Raw genomic sequence first — 10,279 nt, forward strand, 5'->3', positions numbered from 1 at the left:
AGCTATTCTTTGGTGATTTGTGGTGTGTGGTCTGGGGTTATGGTGGCATGCGGACACACTTTTCTTTACTTAACCCTAAAAGTTGGCGTATGTGCTCAGGTCCGCGACGGATAGTCGGACCTTTGGGTGGTTTCCGTGGTTAACCCCGTTATGGGGTGGTCGGCCGGGCGTGTAATTGGGTCCGTTGGATACCCCTGAACAGCGTTACAGGGGGCAATCTGGGGTGTTTTGTCGCGGGATGGAAAATGGGGGCAATTTTGGCAGCGGTGGGGAACAGCCATTTCAGGGCAGTGCGTATTTCTATAGTTAAAAGTATTCCAGCCGGCCCAAACCTGTAATGCATGTGCGGACATGTGACTGTTGTGACTGATGTGGCGACAAGGTTTTCGATTTTTAGGTTGATGTTCGAAAAATGGCTACTTGTTGCCGCCGTCGATAGGTGTCGTATTAACTATCGCCAAGTGAACCGCACGCCGATGCATCACGCGTGCATTCCTACTGGAGAACCGCCATGTTGGCCTACTCCGACCACAAGTCTTCGCATCGTTAAAAGGAGCCCGTGACAGATGGCAACTCGCACCGTACGTAACCTCAGCATTGCTCGCATTGCTGCACTCTCTCTAGCCGCAGGTATGACCTTTGCGGGATTCGGTAATACCGCACATGCTCAGGAACTGCCGAGCATTGATTCCATCACTCAGACCGTCACCGACGCCATTGGCGAAGTCACCGGTACTGGTTCCTCCAGCGCGACGCATAGCTGGAAGAACTCCAATGTCATGCGATCTGTTGAGGTCAATGGTGTCGCTGGTGCCGTCGTAAAGCCCGGTGATGTCGTGACCTTTACTCTGACCTACACGGACAACAACATCTGGGGTGCGAAGTCCTACATTCAGCGCATGACCGATGTCATTCCGAATGGTCTGCAGTACGTGGCCAACTCGGCGACGTACAAGGTCGGCGACGATGAGTGGGCGAATCCGAACGAGTCAGACAAGTGGCTGGAAATCGTTAACAACGGTGCGGTGGAGTTTAAGGCCGGCACCATCTTTCAGGCATGGGGCTCCCCGACCACATCGACTGTGAGTTTCAAGTGGAAGTACCGCGTCACGGACGCAATTGCCGACGGTGCGTTGAATACCGGAACCGAAATCCACTTCAACCCGAGCAATTCGGTGGAGAAGCTGCATGACATGGGACCGAAGCTCACTGTGAAGCGGGAGGCGCCGGCTCCGGGTATTCCGGGTGTTCCGGGTGGCTCGCTGGGCTCCCCGAGCCTGCAGTCGCCGAGCCTGCAGTCGCTGGGCATTAACCGCTAAGTAATTCCAGCTTTTCCACCGCGCCTGTTTTCAGGTTTTCACAGAGAGTTTTCCCATCATGCGCAATATGCACTCCAAGAACATCGCGGCCTCTCGTCCGCGACGTCGCTCCCGTACCGCCATTGCCGCAGTTACCCTCGCAGCTGGCTTGACCTTTGGTTTCGGCGCTCCGGCCATGGCGCAGTCCCCGGGTCTGCCCTCGCCGAGTCTGAACTCGCCAGGACTTAATTCGCCTGGTCTGACCCTGCCGGGCTCGAGCGCCCCGAAGAAGAAGCTCGGCACCATCGGTGGCCCGGCATGGTCTGCTGATGTTTACTCGCAGATTATCCGCGGTAAGGAGGTCCGACCGGGTGACGAGGTCACCATCCGTATTGAGGTCGTCGGTGTCAACGGCAACGCCAAGCTGCGGGGAATCGGCCACAACATCCCGGCTGACTTTGAGCTCGTTCGTGTGACTCGCCAGTCGCAGGACAATATCCTCGGCGGCGGTATTTACACGCTGAAGGAGGGGGAGTACGTCAACACCGAGCGCAACGGTAATCGTCAGGTGCGCCTGTCCTGGACGGAGGGCGGCTTCCTCGGTGCCTTCAAGGACAACCCGACTGTCAGCAGTTCGAAGTCTGTCTCCGTTGACTTCACGTACCGGGCTCCGGACTACGAAGGTGAGTTCGACAACGGCGGCTACGCCCACGTGGGCGCGCTTTTGAACCCCAACGAGAACTGGGTTGTCGGCGGCGAAAAGGTAGTCGTGAACAAGAATGCGAAGCCGTCGTGGTGGCCGTTCTAACGACTGTTCGAGGTCGCGATTAGCGGCAGTTCTCTCTGAGGGATAAGTAAAAACTTCCCCCGGATAGAGAGCGAATTGCAGAACGTAACCCCCGGTCGCATGCGGTCGGGGTTTCGTGTGTCCGAAATCTGCCACAGGTAATTTTGCGGAGGTAATTTAATTGCTCCGACCAACGTGTACTGTGGCCTGAAACAATACGGGCAAATTGCCAAAACCGGTAAGCTCGGTCTTGCTGTAATACAAACCCAGCGTCATACTGGCGGACGGTATTGAGGGAAAAGGTCGAACAATGGCAACGAATCGGAGCAACCACTCGGACGACTCGTTCGGTGAGTGGAGCATAAATCCGGGCACGTCAGATGATCAACCCTCCGCTGATACGCCGGCAAATGCGTGGAGCGCTGTGGATGGGTCACAGTGGGAGCAGCCTGAGGGGCAAACCCAGGACTATCAGCCCCAGAACCAGCAAACGCAGTATCTGCAGCAGCAGTATCCACAATCCCAGCAGCCTGAACCATACCGCCCCGCCCCCTATGTTCCAGGTCCGCAAGCTGGCCCGGCTGCTGCGCCGAGCAATGACAACAAGGGGCTGACCATCGCGGTTATTGTCCTGGCACTCGTTGCGGTCGCTCTCTTCGTCGGCGCAATGGCTTACTTCTACTTCTCCGATTCGAAGGGAGTGAATTCGGCTGGCAGCAACTCGCCCCAGTCGGTTCAGTCAGCTAGTGCTGAGGGTTCCTCCACGTCGTCGACCGCTGAGCAGAAGCGTCGCGCTGAAGGGTTCCAGCCGCCATCGAACTGGCGTCACTGCTCCGGCTCGGGCGATCCGGGTGATTTGAACTTGGTATATGCAGAAGATGTCGGCGGTAACACTACGACCTGTCAGTTTGCCACCAACGTCCGCAATTCCTTCGTTGAGCAGTACCAACTTACGAAGAAGCTCAACGGTACTGTCACCGCTAGCAGCCCAACAACAGGCAAGACATACAGCATGACCTGCCGCGATAACGGTGAGGTTGTCACTTGCACCGGCGGTACGAATGCGACGGTGCACATTGTCTAAACGTCTCCGAGTAGCTCTGGCCGCAACCGCCGTCGTCACGCTCGGCCTTAGCGCCTGCACCATCGGCACCGACTCGGCGGACATGCCGTCGCCGACGCTGTCCAATCCGCTTGACGACGGCCCCGGCGGAGCATCCTCCGACGGGAAAGTTGTGCCCGGTGAGATGCCTCGCGAAGTTGTCGAGGCCGTGAAATCCGCGCAAAAGGAACTCGGTGGTCTGGCCGGCGCCGCTCTGGCAACGCCGGATAAGGATTCCGAAGTGGTTTCCACGGGCGACTTCAAAACGGGTCCGGCCTGGTCTACCTCCAAGGTGCCCATCGCGGTGGCTTATGTGCGCCAATCGGGCGTGGATTCCCTGGTCGAAGCCGCAATCACGGTTTCCGATAATGATGCGGCTGAGTCCATGTGGTACTCCCTGGGCGATGATGCGACCGCAGGCGCGACCACCGACGAGATTCTCCGAGAGGGCCACGACACCCGCACCGTCATGGGCACTGACCGCATCCGTGCGGAATACACCGTCTTCGGGCAGACACAGTGGGATTTGCGCGACCAGGCTATTTTCGGCGCCAATTTGCAGTGTATCGAGGCGGGCCCAAAGGTCGCTGACCTCATGGGGCAGATTGCCGACGAGCAGTCCTACGGCCTCGGACGCATCCGCGGTGCCCACTTCAAGGGTGGGTGGGGCCCAGATGATGAAGGTGTCTACCTTGTGCGACAGTTCGGCTATCTGCCGGGCAAGAAGCCGGGCACCTTCGTTGGTGTCGCTATCGCAGCCCAGCCTGACGACGGCACCTATGAGACCGGCCAGCAAATGCTTGACCGCATCGCAAAGGCGATTGAGCGCAGCGGTGGCGCGACCACCGGCCGCGCCGGTAGCTGCTAGCTGAGCGATAGCTGCTAGTGCTCAATTCCTAGCGCAGCCAGCAGCTGCGAGGTCTCTTCCTCAGTAGTGATGGTGATACGAGCGCCTTCGCCGGCAAAGCAGCGGATGAGAATGTTGCGCTGCGCCAGGAAGTCACCGAGATCCGTGGGGGTGGCCACCGAGACGTCGTCAAGCAAAGAGAGATCCGCAATCCGACCCTCGTCAATCCAAATGAAGTTGGCCTGCGAATTCGGCAGCACCGTCTCGCGGCCGGTGGCGGCATTGATGGCCTCGGTGACAGCGACGCGCTGCGTGCGGACCTCAGCGATGCGGGCGGAGAGCTCTTCTTGCGCGTCCAGCGAGGCGAGCGCGGCGATCTGCGCGAGGGTGTTCACAGAGAAGGGGATGGCGACTTTATTCACGGCCTCCACAAGCTTCTCCGGGCCGAACATGTAGCCCACGCGGAGCCCAGCCAGGCCGTAGACCTTGGAGAATGTGCGCAAACCGACCAGGTTGGGGTAGGTATCCAGCAGCTCATGCGCCAACGGGGTAGTGGCGTGAGTGGCCTCGTCCACCAGCTCGATGTACGCCTCGTCGAGAGCGACCACAACATCGCCCGGAACCTGCGCCATAAACTCCGCGAAAGCCTCGCGAGTGATGGTCGTGCCCGTCGGGTTATTGGGATTACAGACGAAAACCAGGCGTGTGCGGCCGGTGATAGCGGCAGCCATTGCCGAAAGATTATTGCGACCCTGCGCATCCAGCGGCACCGGCACCGGAGTAGCCCCGGCGACGCGAGCGAGAATGGGGTAGGCCTCGAAGCTGCGCCACGGGAACACGACCTCATCCCCATCCTCACAGGTGGCCTGCACGAGCTGCAGGCACAGAGCGGAGGAGCCGCAGCCGACCGCAACCTGCTCGATGGGCAGACCCAGGTGCTCGCCGAGCTTAATGCGCAGGTCAACCGCGCCCATGTCCGGGTAGCGGTTCGGGCTGGTGGTTGGGTCAGCGATGGTCTGTGAGATGGCCTCCACCACCGAGGGCAGTGGCGGTTGGGTCATTTCATTGGACGCGATCTTCAGCGCGCCGGGCACAGCCTTGCCCGGGACATAGGCCGGAACCTGCTCGAGGTCGGCACGGGTTTTGGGCTGAACTGAAGATGCATCGTTGGTCATAGGCCTAACTGTAGAACATGGCCCGGATTGGGCAGTACAGAATCCCCGCAAAATCCCAAGGTGTGGTCGCTATTTGTGGCGCCGTATTTGGTGGCTCCGCGGGTGTTTTGCTTTTCAATTCTTGTGTTCTGTAGGATTGGCTGCGGTTATTTGGTCTCGTCCACGCAATGGCGAACAGCTTTGCTGAAGCGGGATCGATGCCAGTGTTTTGGAGGCGTGCCAGAGCGGCCGAATGGGGCTCCCTGCTAAGGAGTTGCCTGTCTTGCGACGGGCCGGAGGTTCGAATCCTCTCGCCTCCGCCACACGCGCCCGTAGCTCAACGGATAGAGCATCTGACTACGGATCAGAAGGTTAGGGGTTCGAATCCCTTCGGGCGCACCATGTAGACCCGCACCTTGTAGGTGCGGGTCTTTTTGTTTTATTACCTGGCAGTGCAGCGCGAGCCGGGGCATTGCGGGGCGGGGCAGCGCGGTCCTTCACTTGTGGCCAGGGTTCGGCCACTTATCGATGGTTTCTCGTGGCCTGTCGATGGTTTTGCGCCACTTATGCGCGCGCTGTGGGTGCTACGTGTGCACTTGTCGATGCGTTGTTCACTTGTGGCCAGGCTATAGCGAATCGAAAGGTGAACTATGCATCGATAAGACAACGAACCAGCTCCCTTGCTTCAGCAACGCGCAGCAACAGGTAGCAAAGCGCAGCAACAGGCACCAACCCGGACCTGCCGACCGACTCGCCACCTCCCTGAGCCGCCACGGCCGTACCTCCAACACCCCCGCGCAGCCTTTGCCCGACCGAATCCGATTAGCCTGACCTTGTACTTGGTCAATCGGGGCTTCCGCCCTGCGCCGCCCCCGCCCCGCGCCGCCCCGTGCCGCCTCGCACACCGGGGGACATTTTCCTATCCTGAACAGTTGCAATAGACTTAGACCCCGGTTGCCCTCCCCGTATTTCGATAGGAGCCTTGATGGACGCCCGTCTAGCCGTTCGCCGTAAGCCCGAGTTCCGCAATGAGGAAGCTACGCTGCTGTCCTCGATCGGCCAGGACGGCGAGGTGGCAATCTACTATCTCTACGATGCTTTCGATGCGACGGAGGAGGATCTTGTCGCGCTGCGTGAGTCGGTAGTTGCTGATTCGCGTGTCGACGAGCTGGTCGAGCTCCCGGCCCCCGCCGAGCTGGGGAACTACCTTGCTGTCGAGCCGCTGCCTGGCCAGTACGACCAGCGTGCCGATGCCGCCGAGCAGGCCCTGCGCCTGCTCCGCCCGGAAACGCAGGCGCAGATCACCTCGGCAACGCTGTATATTTTCGATGCTCCGGTGAATGACGCCGTGCGCTCCTTCCTCATCAACCCGGTCGAATCGGGGGAGAAGAACCTGAGCGTCCTGCGCCGTCCGAGCATGGGCGAGATCGAGCCGCTGAAGGAGTACCCGGGCTTCACCGAGCTGGATGACGAAGGCCTGGCCGAGCTGCTCGCAGCCGACGGCATGGCCATGTCGCTGGCTGACCTGAAGACCATCCAGGATTACTTCCGCTCCGAGGGCCGCACTCCGACCGAGGTGGAGCTGTCCGCGCTGGATACCTACTGGTCGGACCACTGCCGCCACACCACCTTCAACACCGAGCTGACCTCCATCGAGAACAACGAGCCGCGCTTTGCCGCACAGTTGGATCGCGCGCTGCGTCGTTACGACGAGCTGCGTGAGCTCAACGGCCGCACCCACAAGCCACGCACCCTGATGGACATGGGCACCATCATGGGCCGCGAACTGCGTCGCACGGGTGTCATGGATGACCAGGAAGTCTCCGAAGAAATCAACGCCTGCTCCGTCTATGTCGACGTCGAGGGTGATGACCGCAAGTGGCTCCTCATGTTCAAGAACGAGACCCACAACCACCCGACCGAAATCGAGCCATTCGGTGGTGCCTCTACATGTCTCGGCGGCGCGATCCGCGACCCGCTGTCGGGTCGCTCCTGGGTCTACCAGGCCATGCGCCTGTCCGGCGCAGGTGACATCAACACTCCGCGTGAGCAGACTCTCGAGGGCAAGCTGCCGCAGCGCGATATTTCCTCCCGCGCCGCAGCCGGCTACTCCTCCTACGGCAACCAGATCGGTCTGGCCACCACTGGTGTGCGCGAGCTGGTCCACCCGGGATACGTCGCTAAGCGAATGGAACTTGGAGCCGTCGTCGCTGCTGCCCCGGCAGACAACGTCAAGCGCCTCGAACCTGCGCCGGGCGATGTGGTGATCATGCTCGGTGGCCGCACCGGCCGTGACGGCGTCGGCGGTGCGACCGGCTCGTCGAAGGCTCACGATGAGGACTCGCTGGGCCGCTCCGGCGCCGAGGTGCAGAAGGGCAACCCGGTCAACGAGCGCAAGATTCAGCGCCTGTTCCGCCGCGAGGACGTCGCCACCAAGATTGTCCGCTGTAATGACTTCGGCGCTGGTGGCGTGTCCGTTGCGGTCGGTGAGCTGGCTGACTCCATCGACATTCACCTCGAGCGCGTGCCGCTGAAGTACGCCGGTCTGAATGCCCGCGAAATCGCAATTTCCGAGTCCCAGGAGCGCATGGCGCTGGTCGTGCGCCCGGAGGATGCGGACTTCATCATCGCCGCCGCTGCCGAAGAAAACATCGAGGCCGTCGCGCTGGCAGACATCACCGACACGGGTCGACTGCGCATGTTCATGGGTGACGAGGTCGTCTTCGACCTCTCCCGTGAGTTCATCGACACCAACGGCGCCGACCGCGCCCAGAACGTCGAGATGGTTGCTGCGGAGGGCGTCGTCGTAAAGCAGGCGCCGGCGAGCGTGCTGGAGTCGCTGCGTGCGGCGACGGCGGGTTCCCAGGAGGGCATGATTGAGCAGTTCGACTCGACCGTCGGCCGCTCCACCGTGCTCATGCCGTACGGCGGTGCGACGCAGAAGACCGACGAGCAGGCGTCGATCCAGACGCTGCCGGTCGATGGCGGCACGAGCACCGCGTCCGTCATGACCTGGGGTTATTCGCCATCGCTTGCCGACGAGTCCCCGTACCTCATGGGTGCCTACTCCGTCGTGGAGGCACTGGCTAAGCTCGCGGCGGCCGGTGGCAATCCGCGCGGTGCCTGGCTGAGTGTGCAGGAGTACTTCCAGCGCCTGGACCAGGATCCGCAGCGGTGGGGCGAGGTCGCGCAGGCTCTGCTTGGCCTGCTGGAGGCTCAGGATGGCTTCCAGGTTGCGGCTATTGGCGGTAAGGACTCCATGTCCGGCACCTACGGCGAGGACTTGCACGTGCCGGCGACCCTGGTGACCTTCGCAGTTGCCGCGATGGACGAGACCGACGCTGTCTCTGCTGCAATCCCGGCAGGTAACTTCGACCTCTACCTGTTTGCGCACAAGCCGCTCGAGTCCGGGGAACCGAACTACGAGCAGCTCAACGAACTGTTTGCTGCCGTGCGGGAGCTGCGCCCGGCTGCGGCCTCGGCTGTTACTAACGCGGATCTGGCTGCGACCCTGGTCAACATGGCTGTGGGCAATGGCGTGGGCCTGGAGGCATCCCTTCCGGAGGCTCCGCTGGGCTCCATTGTGGTGGCTGTTCCGGCTGGTCAGGATGTTGAGGGTGCTGTTGAGGGTGCTGTGAAGATCGGTGCCACCGACGAGTCGGGCACGCTGCGCTTCGGTGAGGAGTCCTTCACTGTCGCCGAGGCTCTGGAGGCAATGGAGTCCGGTTACCGTGAGGTCTTCCCGCTCAATGACTACGAGGGCGAGGCCCTGCCGGAGTTCGCTAACCAGGTCAGCGAGACCAAGACCGACCTGCAAAGCCCGGGCAAGAAGGATGTCCACGTGCTGCTGCCGGTCTTCCCGGGTACCAACTCCGAGTACGACATGGCCGAGGCATTCGTCGCAGCGGGCGCTACCTACGAGTTCCACGTAATCCGCAACCTGACCCCGGCAATGCTGGCGGAGGACACGAAGGCGTTCATCGAGAAGCTTCAGGGCGCCGACATCCTGGCGTTCTCCGGTGGCTTCTCCCTGGGCGATGAGCCGGACGGGTCCGCCAAGTTCATCGCCGCGTTCCTGCGTTCCGACGATGTCGCAGCCGCCGTCAAGGAGTTCGTGGCCGACAACGGTCTTGTGCTCGGTATTTGTAACGGTTTCCAGGCGCTGGTCAAGTCCGGCTTCCTGCCGTACGGCGACCCGGCGCAGCTCCGCGAGGACTCGCCGACCCTGGCCCACAACCGCCAGCTGCGTCACGTGTCCCGCATCGCTACTACTCGCGTCGCGACCGTGGATTCCCCGTGGCTGCGCGATTTCGAGCCAGGTCAGACCCACCTCATGCCGGTTTCTCACGGTGAGGGCCGTTTCGTGGTTTCCGAGGACGAGGCTCGCCGCCTGTTCGAGGCCGGTCAGGTCGCTTTCCAGTACGTCGATGCCGACGGCGATGCCGAGGGCGTGCCGACGATGACAGCGCCAGCCAACCCGAACGGTTCTTCCTACGCCATTGAGGGCATTGTCAGTGCTGACGGCAGGATTCTGGGCAAGATGGGCCACCCGGAGCGTTTCCGTGAGGGTCTGATGCGCAACATTCCGGGCATTGGTGAGCAGGACATTTTCGGCAACGCTGTCCGTTGGGTCCGCGGCGAGTAGTTCCTCGGTTTCTCCGTTACCTCGGTCAGGGGTACCTCGGTCGGTCCTGTTCGGATAGGCCGGGGTAACCGCTACGAAACCTGTTGTTAATGTGCAACGAATATGTACTTGAATAAGTACCGAAAAGGTTGCCTGAACAGGCGATTTTGTAAAACTTAGCAGGATGAGTAAAGTATCTATTCGTTGCAGGGGCCGAGGGAATTACCCCAGGGTCGCTGAATAACAACAAAATGCGCCCGTAGCTCAACGGATAGAGCATCTGACTACGGATCAGAAGGTTAGGGGTTCGAATCCCTTCGGGCGCACAACGCAGACCCGCACCGGTAAGGTGCGGGTCTTTTTGTCTGCCTGACTTATCGATGGTTTTCCGGGGTTAAGGGTCAAAATGTGTGTCTGGCTCGGCGTGTCGCGGGGGTTAGATTTGGCCTTTTTGAATGCCGATTGAG

Annotated in this window: 6 protein-coding genes and 3 tRNA genes; 8 read left to right on the forward strand and 1 reads right to left on the reverse strand. The window is 60.9% G+C overall.

What is annotated here, in order from left to right:
* The first annotated feature begins 566 nt into the window (after positions 1-566).
* From QP981_RS10795 to QP981_RS10810, 4 genes are all read left to right on the forward strand, one after another.
* Entirely contained in the window at positions 567-1,319 is a 753-nt protein-coding gene (locus QP981_RS10795) for a hypothetical protein (RefSeq protein ID WP_284858008.1), read from the forward strand.
* 58 nt (positions 1,320-1,377) lie between these two features.
* Positions 1,378-2,106 carry a hypothetical protein gene (locus QP981_RS10800; RefSeq protein WP_284858007.1) on the forward strand — a complete coding sequence of 243 codons (729 nt, stop codon included), beginning with the start codon at positions 1,378-1,380 and terminating at the stop codon, positions 2,104-2,106.
* Between the two features lie 289 nt (positions 2,107-2,395).
* Positions 2,396-3,169 carry a hypothetical protein gene (locus QP981_RS10805; protein WP_284858006.1) on the forward strand — a complete coding sequence of 258 codons (774 nt, stop codon included), beginning with the start codon at positions 2,396-2,398 and terminating at the stop codon, positions 3,167-3,169.
* The gene (locus tag QP981_RS10810) at positions 3,162-4,055 is read left to right on the forward strand and encodes a hypothetical protein (protein ID WP_224433578.1); all 894 of its coding nucleotides are present in this window, start codon (positions 3,162-3,164) and stop codon (positions 4,053-4,055) included. Before QP981_RS10805 ends, QP981_RS10810 begins: the two co-directional genes overlap by 8 nt.
* Before the next feature lie 14 nt (positions 4,056-4,069).
* Here the strand turns inward: QP981_RS10810 and QP981_RS10815 are convergent, their stop codons facing one another.
* The gene (locus QP981_RS10815; RefSeq protein WP_284858005.1) at positions 4,070-5,209 is read right to left on the reverse strand and encodes a histidinol-phosphate transaminase; all 1,140 of its coding nucleotides are present in this window, start codon (positions 5,207-5,209) and stop codon (positions 4,070-4,072) included.
* A 210-nt stretch (positions 5,210-5,419) separates the two neighbouring features.
* Here QP981_RS10815 and QP981_RS10820 point away from each other — a divergent pair.
* From QP981_RS10820 to QP981_RS10835, 4 genes are all read left to right on the forward strand, one after another.
* Positions 5,420-5,511: transfer RNA gene (locus QP981_RS10820), tRNA-Ser, on the forward strand.
* A gap of 3 nt (positions 5,512-5,514) precedes the next feature.
* Positions 5,515-5,590, forward strand: a tRNA-Arg gene (locus QP981_RS10825).
* 583 nt (positions 5,591-6,173) lie between these two features.
* Entirely contained in the window at positions 6,174-9,833 is a 3,660-nt protein-coding gene (locus tag QP981_RS10830; RefSeq protein ID WP_284858004.1) for a phosphoribosylformylglycinamidine synthase, read from the forward strand.
* Positions 9,834-10,065: 232 nt separating this feature from the next.
* A tRNA-Arg gene (locus tag QP981_RS10835) sits at positions 10,066-10,138 on the forward strand.
* The last annotated feature ends 141 nt before the right edge of the window (positions 10,139-10,279 follow it).

The organism is Corynebacterium sp. MSK047, assembly GCF_030232285.1.
Classification (GTDB): domain Bacteria; phylum Actinomycetota; class Actinomycetes; order Mycobacteriales; family Mycobacteriaceae; genus Corynebacterium; species Corynebacterium jeikeium_D.